Consider the following 14547-nt stretch of genomic DNA (forward strand, 5'->3'; position numbering starts at 1 on the left):
GGCGGCGCCCGGCCCTCAGGCCGTGAGGACGCGCAGCGCCTGTTCGTGCACCCTGCGGCTGCCCGCCGCCACCACGCGCCCGCCCTTGACCGGCGAGCCGCCTTCCCAGCTGGTGACGATGCCCCCCGCCCCCTCGATGATGGGGACGAGGGCGATCACGTCATGGTCCTGCAGCTCGGTCTCGATGACGAGGTCCACGAGGCCGGCCGCCACCATGCAATAGGCATAGCAGTCGCCGCCATAGCGGGAGAGGCGCACGCGCTCCTCCACGGTCTCGAAGGCGGCGCGGTCGGCGGTGTTCATCAGGCGCGGGCTGGTGGTGAAGAGGATGGCGTCCTCGAGGCGCCCGCAGTCGCGCGCGGCGAGGATCCGCTCCCCCGCCGGGCCACGATAGCGCGCGACGCCGCCGTCGCCGAAGAAGCGCTCGCCGATGAAGGGCTGGTGCATCATGCCGTAGACCGGATCGCCGTCCTTCAGGAGGCCGATCAGCGTGCCCCAGGCCGGCAGGCCGGCGATGAAGGACTTGGTACCGTCGATGGGATCCAGCGCCCAGACATAAGGCCCGGCGGCGGCCACGTTCTCAAACTCCTCGCCGATGATGCCGTGGGCCGGGAAGGTCTCGCGAATGAGCTTGCGCATGGCCTGCTCGGCGGCGCGGTCGGCCTGGGTGACGGGATCGAAGCCGCGGCCCGCGCCCTTGTCCTCGACGCCGAGGGCAGTGCGGAAGAAGGGCAGGATGGCCTCGCCGGAAACGGTCGCGAGCTTATGGACGAAAGCGTCGAAATCGACGGCGGTCATGACGGCTCCGCAGAATGAACACGATCGGGAATGCCGCGGATGGGCGCCGCCATGCGGCGCCGGAGCCGCGGCGGTCGGCGCAAGACGCGCGCGGCCAAGAAAGCGCGTGGCCCGGCGCCTGCCAAGGGAAAAGATCGGATGCGCCGATTCGCGCCGTGGTTGTGCGAACCACGGGCATCGTTTTCGTGCAGTCGCGCAGAAAACAGGCAGCAGTGCCTGCAAAGGTCTGGAGTTGAATGGTTTCAGCCCGAATGTCGCTGCCTAAACAATCCACCCGGTGCGGGCTTGATGCAAAATGCGAGTCCGCGCATATTGGTGCAGCGCGGCATTGCTTGTTGCATTGCCGCTGCCCTCCTTGGGCGTTTCCTCCCTAGACTTGGGCCGCTCCGGCAACGTGAGCGGCCCCTTTCTTTTTGGAGCCCCGCTGCGCTCAACTGGAGCTTCCTCTCGGGCAGCCTCCTCTTTGGGAGCCGTTTCGCCGGGAGCCCATCCGCGCAGACTGCGACCGGGGTCAGTCGCCATCAGGTCAGCTGCCATCCGGCCAGCCGCCACGGGGCCGCTGTCCGTGCCCATGCCGGGCTTGCCGGCGCCACTCCCCGTCTGCGTCGCTCCTTCTGCGCGCATCCCATGCCCATCCGGCCATGAGACCATACGGAACGCCGCCGGGCCCCCTGGATCCCCGGGCCCCCTGGATCCGCAGCCGCTGGATATGAATCCATCGCGCCGCGACCGTCCCGGACACCTCTCCGCGGGAAGCCGGAGGGCACCCCGCGCGACTCGATGGCGAATTATTTTTGCGAATTATTTTTGCCAGACACCACTGACGCATGCGCGCACAGCCTTCTGGCTCATCTGGAAGCGCCACGAAAATCAATGATTTAGCGTGGCATACCAGACTGCGACAAAAGGGGACTTGATTTATGGCACCGCACTGGGCTATTTGTGCACTGCGACATGGCGATTGGCGTCGCTCTGTCGCTGCCCTCCTTGGGCGTTTCCTCCCTAGACTTGGGCCGTTCGCTCACGCGGACGGCCCCTTTCTTTTTGGGCCTGTCTTTTGGCGCATATCATGCGGCGCAGGCCCTGAACGGCTGATCTGCTGGATTGCGGGCAGGCGGCCTCGCGCCACCTTCTCCCCACATCAATACCAATCCGGCACCAATGCATCAGCATTGATGGCCGCAAACGGTACAATGATGCTCAAACCATCAGCCGTGGGTGAATTCGTAGCCTTGCCATTCGAAAAACGCAAGGCACCAGTTTAAAAAATGCAATGCTCGATCACTCGGCGGCCGCGCGGGGCGGCGCGAGGCGGTCGGCTACGGCGGCAAACAGCTCCGGCAGGAGCGCAGCGATGTCGGCGCGCACGCGCTCGAATCCGTCGTGCCGCTCATAGGCGGCCTCATCCATGTAGAGACTGCGGTTGAGCTCGATCTGCACCGCGTGCAGGCCGGCGGAGGGGTTGCCGTAATGCTCGGTGATATAGCCGCCGGCATAGGGCTTGTTGCGCACCACCTTGTAGCCGCGCGCGGTCAGCCCCGCCTCGATGGCCTCGGTGACGATCTCGCTGCAGCTGGTGCCATAGCGGTCGCCGATGACGAAATCGGCGCGGGCCACGTCCTCCCGGTTGGAGGCGGAGGGCATGGAATGGCAATCCACCAGCACCGCCAGGCCCCACTGGCGCTGCACCCGGCCGATGAGCCGGCGCAGGGACTGGTGATAAGGCTTGTAATAGGCCTCGATGCGCTCCAGCGCCTCGCCCACCGTGAGGCGGCGCGGATAGATCTCCTGCGCGTCCCCCACCACCCGGGCGATGGTGCCGAGCCCGCCGGACACCCGGATCGACCGCGTGTTGGCGAAGGGCGGCAGCCGGCCGTCGAACATGCGCGGGTCCAGTTCGTAGGGCTCGCGGTTGAGGTCGAGGAACGAGCGCGGGAACAGGGCCCGCATCATCGGCGCCCCCTCCGACACCGCATGGACGAACAATTCGTCCACGAACGTGTCTTCCGAGCGCCGCAGCGTGGCAAAGTCGAGCCTTGTCTGCGCGACGAAGCTGCGCGGATAGATGCGGCCGGAATGGGGGGAATTGAACACGAACGGCGCGCAGGTCTCGGCCGGCGAGAGCACCTCGAAGGCGGGTTCTATGGCGTCAGCGAGGCAGGCGGTCATCAAGAACCCAATGGATTGGAATCGTTCCAGAAAAATCCCAGGGAGCGGGCCGCCATGATGGCCCGGCCCGCAGCCGCTTGTGAAGGGGTGGCGCGACCTTCACTTCGAATTTACCCGATTGGGTCAGACAAGTCATATGGCCCCCGGCCCCGCACCGGGGAAGGACCGTTCACGACATCAGGGGAAATGGCGTGCCCAAAATCCTGCTCGCCGAAGACGACAACGACATGCGCCGCTTTCTGGTGAAGGCGCTGCAGAATGCCGGCTATTCGGTCGCGTCCTGCGACAATGGCCGCTCCGCCTACGAGCGGATGCGCGAGGAGCCGTTCGAGCTCCTGCTCACCGACATCGTCATGCCCGAGATGGACGGAATCGAGCTCGCCCGCCGGGCGACGGAGCTCGATCCGGACCTCAAGGTCATGTTCATCACCGGCTTCGCCGCGGTGGCGCTGAACGCCGACAACGAGGCGCCCAGCGAGGCGAAGGTGCTCTCCAAGCCCTTCCACCTGCGCGATCTCGTCTCCGAGGTCGGAAAGATGTTGGCAGCCGCCTGATCCGCGATCAGGGGCCTTGCCTCCTGCGATCACGGTCGATATAGAGGCGGCTCCTGCGAGGGGGCGCGTAGCTCAGCGGGAGAGCACTACGTTGACATCGTAGGGGTCACAGGTTCGATCCCTGTCGCGCCCACCATCCCTCACCTCATCCAGCCCGGCATCCGGCCAGGGGCGCATCCGGATCAGGGTGGCCACCGCCATCCGGCGGGACCGCCGATGCGTATGGGTCTGGCCGGACCCCGGCCTCGGTCCGGCGACGCGCGACGTTGACGCGGGTGCCGCGAGGCCCCATCCCGCCGGCAACAGGTGAGGAGCCGATGACCCTTCAAGCCCCCGCATTCTCCCCCGACACGACGCACCTGCCGCCGGACCACCCGAAGGTCGCCTTCGGCCGCATCGGCGTGCTCATCGTCAATCTCGGCACGCCGGAGGCCACCGACTACTGGTCCATGCGGGCATACCTGAAGGAATTCCTCTCCGACCGGCGGGTGATCGAGGTAAACCGCGCCGTGTGGTGGTTCGTCCTTAACGCCATCATCCTCACCAGGCGCCCCGGCCCCAAGGGCCGCGACTATGAAAGCATCTGGAATAAGGAGCGCAACGAAGGCCCGCTGAAGACCATCACCCGCGACCAGGCGGAGAAACTCGCGGCGCAGCTCGCCGGTCTTGATTCGCGCATCGTGGTGGATTTCGCCATGCGCTACGGCAAGCCGCCCATCGCCGAGCGCCTCGCCGCGCTCCAGGCGCAAGGCTGCGAGCGCATCCTGCTGGTGCCGCTCTATCCACAATATGCCGCCGCCACTTCCGCCACCGTCTGCGACAAGGCCTTCGACGCGCTCAAAGCCATGCGCTGGCAGCCGACCCTGCGCGTCGCCCCGCCCTGGCATGACGACGCGGTCTATATTGACGCGCTGGCCACATCGCTGGAGCGCCACCTCGCGGCCCTCGACTTCGAGCCGGAGGTGATCCTCGCCTCCTTCCACGGCATCCCGAAATCCTATTTGCTCAAGGGCGATCCCTATCACTGCCAGTGCGCCAAGACCGCCCGCCTGCTGCGCGCGCGGCTCGGCATGGACGAGGCGCGCCTGAAGCTCACCTTCCAGTCCCGCTTCGGCCGCGAGGAATGGCTCCAGCCCTACACCGACGCCACGGTGCAGGCGCTGGCGGAAAGCGGCGTGAAGCGGCTGGCGGTCTTCAATCCCGGCTTCGTGGCCGACTGCCTGGAGACGCTGGAGGAGATCGGGGTGGAGAACCGCGAGATCTTCCTGCACCACGGCGGGGAGAAATTCGCCGCCATCCCCTGCCTCAACGCCGATGCCGAGGGCATGCGCGTGCTCGCCCATGTGGTGGAGCGGGAGCTAAGGGGCTGGGTGGGGTAACCCCCGCCGCCCGAAAGACCTCCACGGGACCGTGCATTTTTTTCTGCGGACCTGGAGCCAAGCGGCCCTTACTCCGCTAAAAGGCGCGCAACCCCTTGGAAGGACGCAAATGAGCGAGATCACCCTGCGGCGCGCCTGCCTGGCGCAGGTCCGTGAAATGGCGCAGCGCAGCGAAATCGTCTACGCCCCCGCGGGCTCGCGCGGCATCGGTGCCCGGCGCACCGGTCCCATGCAGAAGATCGACCCCCGCGCGCTGATTGCCCGCAAGAACACCCGCAAGGCCTGAGCCTTATAACCATCGGCCCTGATCGTTGACCGAGGCCGAGTGGGTACTCTCAAGCGCGGCGCGAGCTTGACCAAAGGCCAATGAGTCAAGCTCACGGGCCATTGGCATTACTCCCCCGCAGGCTCCACCTTGCCGGCCTCCCAGCCGAGTATGGCGCGCTTGCGGGTCAGGCCCCAATGGTAGCCCGTAAGGTCGCCGCTCTTGCCGATGACCCGGTGGCAGGGCACCACGAAGGAGATGGGGTTCTTGCCGATGGCCGCCCCCACCGCCCGCGCCGCCTTCGGCCGGCCCACATGCTCGGCGATGTTGGAATAGGTGGTGGCAAGGCCCATGGGGATGCGCAGCAGCGTCTCCCACACCCTTATCTCGAAATCCGTGCCGATGAACACGATGCGCAGGGGCTGGTCGCCCCGCCACGACGCCGGATCGAAGATGCGCGCCACCAAGGGCGCGGTGGCGGCGGGGTCTTCCACATAGGTGGCGTTGGGCCAGCGCGCGCGCATGTCGGCGAGCGCCGCTGCCTCCTCCCCCACATCGGCGAAGGCGAGGCCGCACAGGCCGCGCGGCGTGGACATGGCCAGCGCCAGCCCGAACGGCGAGGGATGGAAGCCGAAGCGCACCACCAGCCCCGCCCCGCCGGTCTTCCACTCCCCCGGCGACATGGCCTCGTGCACCACGAACAGGTCGTGCAGCCGGCCGGGGCCGGACAGGCCCAGCTCGAAGGCCGCATCCAGCACGTTCGGGCATTCGGCAACGATGCGGCGGGCCCGGTCCAGCGTCACCGCCTGCAGGAAGGCCTTGGGGGTCAACCCGCACCAGCGCCGGAACAGGTCGGTGAGCGCGCGGGCGGAAACGCCGGCGGCGGCGGCGATCTCCTCCACCTCCGGCTGCTGGCGCACATGGCGGGAAATATACTCCACCGCCCGGCGCACCACGTCATAGTCGCGGGCGGCGATGGCGAGGGGCGTCGCCGGCGTCGCAATCATCCGGCCTCCGGAAGCGGACAAATCGAGGGCGGGGCAATCGAGCGCCAGCACGGGGCATCTCCTTCAGGTCGAGCGTGGCCCATCTGACCAGAGCCGGCAAGCCGCGCCCACCCGATTTCGCCGCGCCGGACGCCCCCGCCCCCGGGACCGGGCTCACACCGGGTCGCGCTTGATCGCCAGCGGGCCGAAGGTCTGCTGCGAGGACATGGACTGGATGCGGTTGATGTTCACATGCCGCGGCAGGGTGCAGGCGAAGAAGACCTGCTCGGCGATGTCCTCGCCGGTCATGGGGGTGGCGCCGGCATAGACCTTGTCGGCCCGCTCCTTGTCGCCGCCGAAGCGGACCACGGAAAACTCGGTCTCGGTCAGGCCGGGCTCGATGTTGGTGACGCGCACACCGATGCCGGCCACGTCCGCCCACACGTTCAGCGAGAACTGCTTCACGAAGGCCTTGGTGGCGCCGTAGACGTTGGCGCCGGGATAGGAATAGTCGCCGGCGATGGAGCCGGTGAACACCAGGTGCCCCTCCTTGCGCGCCACCATGGCGGGCAGGCTCGCCCGCACCGTGTAGAGAAGACCGGTGATGTTGGTCTCCACCATGGTGCTCCAGTCGTCGAGCTTCGCTTCGTAGGCCGGCTCCAGCCCCATGGCGAGGCCGGCATTGGCGAACACCACGTTATAGGCGTCGAACGGCGCCGGCAGGCTGGAGAAGGCCGCGAAGGTCGCCTTCTCGTCGCGCACGTCCAGCACCAGGGGGTGGATGAGGTCGCCGAATTCGGCCTTGAGCGCATCGAGTCGCTCCGCCCGGCGGCCCACCGCCACCACCCGCGCCCCGGCGCCGGCGAAGCGGCGCACCGTCGCCGCGCCGATGCCGGAGGTGGCGCCGGTGACAAGGAGGGTCAGGGTGCGGGGATCGAGCATGGACATGGGGCAGCTCCGGCCAGCGAAGAAGGAAAGGGAGTCTGACGAAAGGCAGGGGCCTGCTGATTAACCCGCCTTAACCATCGCGTCCATCCGCGACCTGTAACGGTATTAAGGTGAGGCTTTCGCCTTTGTGCTGCCATGTTCTGCCGAAAGGGTGCCCGCTGTCACAGCCGGCAACGGAGTTTGCCTTCGGACCGGCCGTGACCCGAACGTTGATGGCGCCCTTCCGGGTTGTTCCGCAGGTAGCGGAGGCCTGGAAGAGGAGCTAAGGTTTGCGGGCACGTCCGGAGTGCGTTGAATGAAGGTGGTTCAGGTATCGGCGGCCCTGTCGCTGACCCTTGGTGCATTGGCACTCGGCGGTTGCAGCACAGAGCTCGACGGCTTCGGGGCGAAGCCGTCCGCCGTGGCGGGCAATCGGGTCCTGACGGCGCCCACCGGTTCGGTGGAGAGCGCGCCTGCGCCCGCGAACGTTTCGGCCTCCATGGCGGAGACGGCCACCGGCGCCATCACGCCCCGCACCACCGCCGCCAACGTGCCGCTCACCCCGCCCGCGGCCAATCCCGGCGGCACCGCCTACGCCGCCAGCGCGGCGCAGGGCCAGCTGTCCGGCGCCTGGACCTTCTCATGGGACAGCGGGCGCAATTCCTGTCCCCTGCGCCTCAGCACCGACCGCGGCCTTTCCGGCCTCTCGGCCCAGGCGGACGTGTCCTGCCCCAGCGAGATCTTCATGACCAAGGGCTGGGACATGATGGGACCGGACATCGTGCTCCAGAACCATCAGGGCAAGGTCACCGCCCGGCTCCAGCCGTCCGGCCCCAACCGCTATGTGGGCCTCATTTCCGAGACCAGCCAGCAGGTCACGCTCACCCGCTGACGCCGGTCCGCTCCCGTTCGCCGAAGCGTTCCTCGAACACCAGGTCGTCCAGCGACAGCCTCTTGCGCCAGCCCGCGCGCTCGAGGTCGGGCGTGTGCGCGAAATGGTCCACATAGCCCACGCACAGCAGCGCGACGGGCACGATGGGATCGGGAATGGCGAGGATGCGGTGCAGGTCGGCGAGAGCGAGGATGGAGACCCAGCCCACCCCCAGATTCTCCGCCCGCGCCGCCAGCCAGATGTTCTCGACCGCGCAGACGGTGGAATAGATGTCCATCTCGCTCTGATGGGTACGCCCCAGCACCACCGGCCCGGCCCGCTCCCGCTCGCAGGTCACGCACAACAGCAGCGGCGCCTCGCGCAGGCCTTCGAGCTTGAGCGAGCGGTAGAGCCCGGCCCGTTCGCCCTCGAACATGGCGGCCGCCTCCGCATTGGCGCGGGTGAAGGCGGCGTGCAGCGCCTCCTTGGTGGCACTCTCGCGGATGACGATGAAGTTCCACGGCTGCAGGAACCCCACCGAGGGCGCCGCATGGCCGGCCGCCAGCACGCGCGCGAGCACGTCGGGCGGAACCGGGTCGGGCCGGAAATTGCGCCGGACGTCGCGTCGCTCGCGAATGCAGCGATAGATGACGGCGCGCTCTTCCGGCGAGAAATTGTCTTCCTCCATCATCCGGGCGCCCTCCCCTTTTTGGACTCGCGGTGTTCCGCGTTCGATGACGCCGAGTGGGCGGCAAGCGACGGGCAAGGTCAATCCCTGCCGATGAGGCATCCCACCGCCGCCCGCCAGGCGGCGAGCCGCGCGGCACGCGCCTCGGCCGGCATCACCGGCACGAACCGCCGCTCCAGCCGCCAGCCTTCGGCGAAGATGTCCGGCGGCGGGAAGAAGCCGGACTGGAGCCCGGCCAGATAGGCCGCGCCCAGCACCGTGGTCTCCGTCTCCGCCGGACGGTCCACCGGCGCGCCGAGGAGGTCGGCGAGGCGCTGCATGGTGAAGTCGGAACGGGTCATGCCGCCGTCCACCCGCAGCACTGTGCCGCCGCCCTCCCCCGGCCAGTCCGCGTGCATGGCGTCGATGAGGTCGCAGGTCTGGAAGCACACCGCCTCCAGCGCCGACCGCGCCAGCTCGGCCGGCCCGGTGGCGCGGGTGAGGCCGAACAGGGCGCCGCGCACGTCCGGCCGCCAATAGGGCGCGCCAAGCCCCACGAAGGCCGGCACCAGAATCACGTCCTGCCCCTCGTCCGCCTCTGCCGCGAGGCGGTCGCTCTCGGCGGCGCTGGAGATGATCTTCAGCCCGTCGCGCAGCCATTGCACCGCCGCCCCGGCGACGAAGATGGAGCCTTCCAGCGCATAGGTGCGCCGCCCGTCGATCTGGTAGGCGATGGTGGTGAGGAGCCGGTGCCGCGAGGCCACCGGGGTCGCGCCGGTATTGAGCAGGGCGAAGCAGCCGGTGCCGTAGGTGGATTTCACCATGCCGGGCTGAAAGCACGCCTGCCCCACCATGGCCGCCTGCTGGTCCCCCGCCATGCCGCGGATGGGGATGGGCGCGCCGAACAGGTCCGGGTCGGTGGCGCCGAAGTCGGCCGCGCAGTCGCGCACCTGCGGCAGCAGCGCGCGCGGCACGCCGAACACGGCGAGGAGGTCGTCGTCCCAGGCGCCCGTGTGGATGTCGAACAGCAGGGTGCGCGCCGCGTTGGTGGCGTCGGTGGTGTGCACGCGCCCGCCGGTGAGGCGGAACAGCAGGAACGAATCCACCGTACCGAAGGCCAGTTCGCCCGTCTCCGCCCGCGCGCGGGCCTCCGGCACCGCATCAAGGATGTGGGCGATCTTGGTGGCGGAAAAATAGGGATCAATGAGCAGGCCGGTACGGGCCCGCACCAGCGCGCCATGGCCTTGCGCCTCGAGCCGCGCGCAGGTGTGGGCCGTGCGCCGGTCCTGCCAGACGATGGCGCGGTGGATGGCGCGCCCCGTGGCGCGTTCCCACACCAGCGTGGTCTCGCGCTGGTTGGTGATGCCGATGCCGGCGATGTCGGAAGCGCCCGCGCCGGCCTGCTTCAGCACCGCGCGGCAGCAGGCGAGGACGGTGGCCCAGATGTCCTCCGCCTCCTGCTCCACTTCGCCGGAGGCCGGGAAATGCTGGGGGAGCTCTTCCTGCGCCAGGGCCGCGATGGTGCCGTCGCGGCGCACCAGCAGGGCGCGCGAGGAGGTGGTGCCCTGGTCGATGGCGAGGATGTAGGCGGCCAAGTCGTCCTCCCGCTGGCGTGTTGTTGTTACCCGCCGCCGTCGCGCCGGCCGGCCATGTAGGTTTCGAGCTCCTCGGCCGCGTGGAACGAGGTGCGCAGGCCGAGCTTGGTGCGGCGCCACAGCACGTCCTCGGCGGTCATGGCCCATTCGCGGTCCATCAGCCAGTCCACCTCGCGGCTGCACAGATGGGCGCCGAACCAGTCGCCGAGATCGTCCTCGTGGGCGACCCCCTCCAGCAGGCGGAAGGCCGCGGTGCCGTAGGCCCGCGCGAGGCGCCGGAGCAAAGCCGGGTCGAGGGCGGGAAAGGCCGTGCGCAGCGCCTTCACCAGATGCTCGAAGCCCTGCCGGGGGAAATCCCCGCCGGGCAGCGGCGCGGTCGCGGTAAAGGGCGGCCCCATGGACGGCAGGTGCGGCGCGAGGCCCCCCAGCGCCGCCTCGGCGAGGCGCCGATAGGTGGTGATCTTGCCGCCGAACACCGACAGAAGCGGCGCGCCACCCTCCGGCGCGTCGAGGGCGAGCACATAGTCGCGGGTGGCTTCCTGCGCCCGGCCCGCGCCGTCGTCATAGAGCGCGCGCACGCCGGAATAGGTCCACACCACCTGCTCCGGGGAGACCGAGGCGGCGAAATACTCGCTCGCCGCCGCGCACAGATAGGCCACCTCCCCGGGGCTCGCCGCCACGTCCTCCGGCCGGCCGGAATAGTCGAGGTCCGTGGTGCCGATGAGGGTGAAGTCGCCCTCATAGGGGATGGCGAAGACGATGCGCCCGTCCGCATTCTGGAACAGGTAGCAGCGATCGTGCGCGAACAGGCGATGCACCACGATGTGGCTGCCCTGGACCAGGCGCAGGCGGGCGTTCGCCTTGACCTGCAACACGTCCAGCACCTGCCCGGCCCAGGGGCCGGCGGCATCCACCAGCACACGGGCGCGCACGCTCTCGCGCCCGGCCGCCCCTTCCGCCTCGATCACCCACAGGCCGTCGGCGCGGTGCGCGCCCGCCACCCTGGTGCGCGGGCGGATGGCGGCGCCCCGATCCGCCGCATCGCGGGCGTTGAGCACCACGAGGCGGGCATCGTCCACCCAGCAGTCGGAATATTCGAACGCCCGGCCGAAGCCGGGACGCAGCCGCGCGCCGAGCGGATCGTGCCGCAGGTCCAGGGTGCGCGTGGGCGGCAGCAGGCGGCGGCCGCCCATATGATCGTAGAGGAACAGGCCCAGCCGCAGCAGCCATGCCGGACGCAGGCCCGGATGGTGCGGCAGCACGAAGCGCAGCGGCCAGATGACGTGCGGGGCGATGCCCCACAACACCTCGCGCTCGGCCAGGGCCTCCCGCACCAGGCGGAAGGCATAGTGTTCCAGATAGCGCAGCCCGCCATGGATGAGCTTGGTGGAGGCGGACGAGGTGCCGGAGGCAAGGTCGCCCTTCTCGAACAGGACGACGGACAGCCCCCGCCCCGCCGCATCGCGGGCGATGCCGGCGCCATTGATGCCGCCGCCGATGATGGCGAGGTCGAAGACGCCCGAGGTGTCCGCCATCTCCGCCTCCACCTCGTCCTCCCGGCTGCGCGCAGCATGGCGCCGCCGGAATCGGTTGGCCATTCCCCTGAGACGATGCCGCGCCGGGCGGCGGCGTCAACTGGGCCATGGGAGCGGAACGGCGGCAACCGCCGCGCGCCCCTCCTGCGGGAAGGGCGCGCCCCGAAAAAGTCATCGCCCGTTTCCCGGACCAGCGAAGGCCGGGCCTGGGCCCCGCAGCAGGCAAAAGGATGCGGCGGCTGGAGCCGGAAGCGCCTTCGGCGATCGGTTGCGCCGGACCCTGGCCGGCCCTAAAGCCCGATCAGCCCGCCGGCGGTGAAGCCGCCATCCACATTCAGGGTCTGCCCGGTGACGAAGGAGGACTTCGTCTCGTCCAGCAGGAAGGCGATGGCGCCGGACACTTCGGAGGGCTCCGCATAGCGGCGCATGGGCACGGTCTTCATCCAGCCGGCGCGGGCCTGCGGCGTGTGCATGGCCTTCACCATGGGGGTCTCGATGGGGCCGGGGGCGACGCCGTTCACACGGATGTTGAAGGGCGCGAACTCCACCGCGAGGATCTGCGTCAGCACCAGCACGCCGCCCTTGGACGCGCCATAGGCCGAGCGGCCGAGATTGCCGCGGATGCCGGAGACCGACGCGATGTTGACGATGGCCCCGCCGCCGTGGGCTGTCATCGCCTTCGCCGCCTCCCGCGCCACCAGGAAGGTGCCGACGAGGTTCACGTCGAGGATCTCGCGGAACAGCGCCACCGAGGTGTCCAGCGCCGGCACGTCGCGAGCGATGCCGGCGGAATTGACCACGCCCCACAGCGGGCCGAAATCGCGGTCCGTGCGGGCGACGAGGTCCACCACCTGCGCCTCGTCGGAGATGTCGGCCGCCTCGACGCGCACGCGGTCACCGTGGCCCGCAAGCTGCGCCCGCGCCTTCTCCACCGCGGCCGTGTCGATGTCGGCCGCGACCACGCGCCAGCCTTCCGCCAGAAGCGCCTCCACCGCGGCGAGGCCGATGCCGGAGGCGCCTCCCGTCACGATCACGCTTCCCGTCCTGCTCATGTCGTCTCTCCCCTGGATCTGGTTTGCGGTGCTGCGGCGGCTTCAGGCGGGGCGGGTGGCGGGCGGCGGCTCAAGCAGGCCGCGCTCGGCCAACGCCTCGCGCACCATTTTTTTGGTGATCTTGCCGTAAGCGGATTTCGGCAGCGCATCCCAGAAATGGATGCGCCGTGGCAGCTTGTAGCGGGCGACCTTGCCGTCGAGGAATGCGATCAGCTCGTCCTCGGAAAGGCTCGCCCCCTCGCGCAGCACGCACACCGCCACCCCCACCTCGCCCCACATGGGGTCGGGCACGCCGAGGATGGCCACCTCCGCCACCGCCGGATGGGTGAGCACCTTCTCCTCCACCTCACGCGGATAGACGTTGGAGCCGCCCGATATGTACATGTCGGAGGCGCGGCCGGTGATGTAGACGAAGCCCTCATTATCCATGTGGCCGAGATCGCCAGTGCGGAACCAGCCGTCGCGGAACGCCTTCGCGTTGGCTTCGGGATTGTCGTAATAGCCGGCGAACACGGCGGGGCCGCAGACGCAGATTTCCCCGGTCTCGAAGGGCTGCACCTCCTCGCCCGCGTCGTTCTGGATCTGCACCTGGATGCCCGTGCGCTCGAAGCCGCAGGTGCCGAGCTTCACGTTCGGACCGTCGTCGGGATCATGCAGCGCCGGCGGCAGCACGGTGATGTTGCCGGTTACCTCGCCGAGGCCGAAATACTGCACCAGAACCTTGCCCAGCGCCTTCAGCGCCCTTTTCTGGTCCTCCCGGTACATGGGCGCGCCGGCATAGATGACGTAGCGCAGGGAGGAATGGTCGTAAGTGTTCACCGAGGGGTGCTCGGCCAGCAGCTTGGTGATGGTGGGCACGGTGAACATGTTGGTGACGCGCCATTCCTCCACCAGCCGCCACGCCTCCGCCGCGTCGAACTTCTCGGACGGCAGGAGGACGGTCTTCACCGCCCGCGCCACCTGCACCAATTGGTGCACGCCCGCCCCGTGGGACAGCGGCGCCACCACCAGCGAGGCGTCGGCCTGGGTGGTGCCGGGCATCAGGTCGCACAGATGGTTGGTGATGACGAAGGCCATCTGGCCGTGGGTGAGCACCGCCGCCTTGGGCCGCCCGGTGGTGCCGGAGGTGAAGAAGAACCAGCACGGGTCGTCGTGCTCCACGTCCGCGACCCTCTCCCTCTCCCCGAGGCGGGCGGCGACGAGGTCGGCATAATCCGGTCCGAAATCGGTGGCGCCGATGGCGATCACGGCCTCTACGGAGGGTGCCTCGGCCAGCACGGCCGGGACATGATCGGGAAAATCGGCGTGGCAGATCATCAGCCGCGCCCCCGAGGCGGAGGCGAGATAGGCCACCTCCCCCGGCGTCTGGCGGAAATTGGTGGGTACCCACACCGCGCCGATCCGGAAGGCGGCGAACATGCTCTCGAACATCTCAAGGCAGTTCTTCGACTGCACCAGGATGCGGTCGCCCTTCCCCATGCCGCGATGCGCCAGCTCGGCGGCCATGGCATCCACCCGCGCGTCCATCTCACCCCAGGTGAGTGCGCGCGCGCCGTCCACGAAGCCGATCTCGTTCGGGAAGCGCCGCGCCGCCTGGCGCAGCACATGGGACAGGTTCATCACCCGCCGGCTGGAGCGGGCGACCCCGCCCTTGGGGGCAACCTCGGGGGTGGCAAGCGTTTCGACGGGCTCAGGGGACATGGGATCACTCGATGTGAGAGGCGGGGCGAGCCCTCTCCCGCCTCTCAC

13 protein-coding genes and 1 tRNA gene are annotated in these 14547 nt (G+C 69.0%); 5 read left to right on the forward strand and 9 right to left on the reverse strand.

What is annotated here, in order from left to right:
• Nucleotides 1-15 precede the first annotated feature (15 nt).
• Together hisN and K9U40_RS12795 are read right to left on the reverse strand one after the other, a co-directional pair.
• Complete coding sequence (hisN, locus tag K9U40_RS12790) at nt 16-798, reverse strand: histidinol-phosphatase (protein WP_282890578.1); 783 nt, start codon at nt 796-798, stop codon at nt 16-18.
• A gap of 1281 nt (nt 799-2079) precedes the next feature.
• Entirely contained in the window at nt 2080-2967 is an 888-nt protein-coding gene (locus K9U40_RS12795; protein ID WP_282890579.1) for an N-formylglutamate amidohydrolase, read from the reverse strand.
• Nucleotides 2968-3158: 191 nt separating this feature from the next.
• On the opposite strand from K9U40_RS12795, the gene cpdR reads away from it, so the two are divergent.
• The 4 genes from cpdR (at nt 3159) to K9U40_RS12815 (ending at nt 5186) form a co-directional block, all read left to right on the forward strand.
• Nucleotides 3159-3521, forward strand: a complete 363-nt coding sequence (gene cpdR, locus K9U40_RS12800; RefSeq protein WP_012114807.1) for a cell cycle two-component system response regulator CpdR — start codon at nt 3159-3161, stop codon at nt 3519-3521.
• Nucleotides 3522-3582: 61 nt separating this feature from the next.
• Nucleotides 3583-3657: transfer RNA gene (locus tag K9U40_RS12805), tRNA-Val, on the forward strand.
• 181 nt (nt 3658-3838) lie between these two features.
• Complete coding sequence (hemH, locus tag K9U40_RS12810; protein WP_282890580.1) at nt 3839-4900, forward strand: ferrochelatase; 1062 nt, start codon at nt 3839-3841, stop codon at nt 4898-4900.
• A 109-nt stretch (nt 4901-5009) separates the two neighbouring features.
• Nucleotides 5010-5186 carry a hypothetical protein gene (locus tag K9U40_RS12815; RefSeq protein WP_282890581.1) on the forward strand — a complete coding sequence of 59 codons (177 nt, stop codon included), beginning with the start codon at nt 5010-5012 and terminating at the stop codon, nt 5184-5186.
• 107 nt (nt 5187-5293) lie between these two features.
• On the opposite strand, the gene K9U40_RS12820 is transcribed toward K9U40_RS12815, so the two are convergent.
• Together K9U40_RS12820 and K9U40_RS12825 are read right to left on the reverse strand one after the other, a co-directional pair.
• Nucleotides 5294-6172: a bifunctional helix-turn-helix domain-containing protein/methylated-DNA--[protein]-cysteine S-methyltransferase gene (locus K9U40_RS12820; protein WP_282890587.1), complete on the reverse strand. Its 879-nt coding sequence runs from the start codon at nt 6170-6172 to the stop codon at nt 5294-5296.
• Between the two features lie 153 nt (nt 6173-6325).
• Complete coding sequence (locus K9U40_RS12825; protein WP_282890582.1) at nt 6326-7099, reverse strand: SDR family NAD(P)-dependent oxidoreductase; 774 nt, start codon at nt 7097-7099, stop codon at nt 6326-6328.
• A 295-nt stretch (nt 7100-7394) separates the two neighbouring features.
• Between K9U40_RS12825 and K9U40_RS12830 the strand changes: the two genes are divergently transcribed.
• Complete coding sequence (locus K9U40_RS12830) at nt 7395-7970, forward strand: protease inhibitor Inh/omp19 family protein (RefSeq protein ID WP_282890583.1); 576 nt, start codon at nt 7395-7397, stop codon at nt 7968-7970.
• Here K9U40_RS12830 and bluB read toward each other — a convergent pair.
• From bluB to K9U40_RS12855, 5 genes are all read right to left on the reverse strand, one after another.
• Entirely contained in the window at nt 7960-8640 is a 681-nt protein-coding gene (bluB, locus tag K9U40_RS12835) for a 5,6-dimethylbenzimidazole synthase (RefSeq protein WP_282890584.1), read from the reverse strand. The genes K9U40_RS12830 and bluB overlap by 11 nt on opposite strands.
• Before the next feature lie 77 nt (nt 8641-8717).
• Entirely contained in the window at nt 8718-10211 is a 1494-nt protein-coding gene (glpK, locus tag K9U40_RS12840; RefSeq protein ID WP_282890585.1) for a glycerol kinase GlpK, read from the reverse strand.
• Nucleotides 10212-10237: 26 nt separating this feature from the next.
• On the reverse strand, nt 10238-11746 hold the full coding sequence (gene glpD, locus K9U40_RS12845) for a glycerol-3-phosphate dehydrogenase (RefSeq protein ID WP_282890588.1): 1509 nt from the start codon (nt 11744-11746) through the stop codon (nt 10238-10240).
• Between the two features lie 290 nt (nt 11747-12036).
• Nucleotides 12037-12798 (reverse strand): SDR family NAD(P)-dependent oxidoreductase, encoded by a 762-nt coding sequence (locus tag K9U40_RS12850; protein ID WP_282890586.1) that lies wholly within the window; start codon nt 12796-12798, stop codon nt 12037-12039.
• 42 nt (nt 12799-12840) lie between these two features.
• The gene (locus K9U40_RS12855) at nt 12841-14499 is read right to left on the reverse strand and encodes an acyl-CoA synthetase (protein WP_282890589.1); all 1659 of its coding nucleotides are present in this window, start codon (nt 14497-14499) and stop codon (nt 12841-12843) included.
• Nucleotides 14500-14547 lie beyond the last annotated feature (48 nt).

The organism is Xanthobacter autotrophicus (assembly GCF_030015065.1).
Classification (GTDB): Bacteria; Pseudomonadota; Alphaproteobacteria; order Rhizobiales; family Xanthobacteraceae; genus Xanthobacter; species Xanthobacter autotrophicus_D.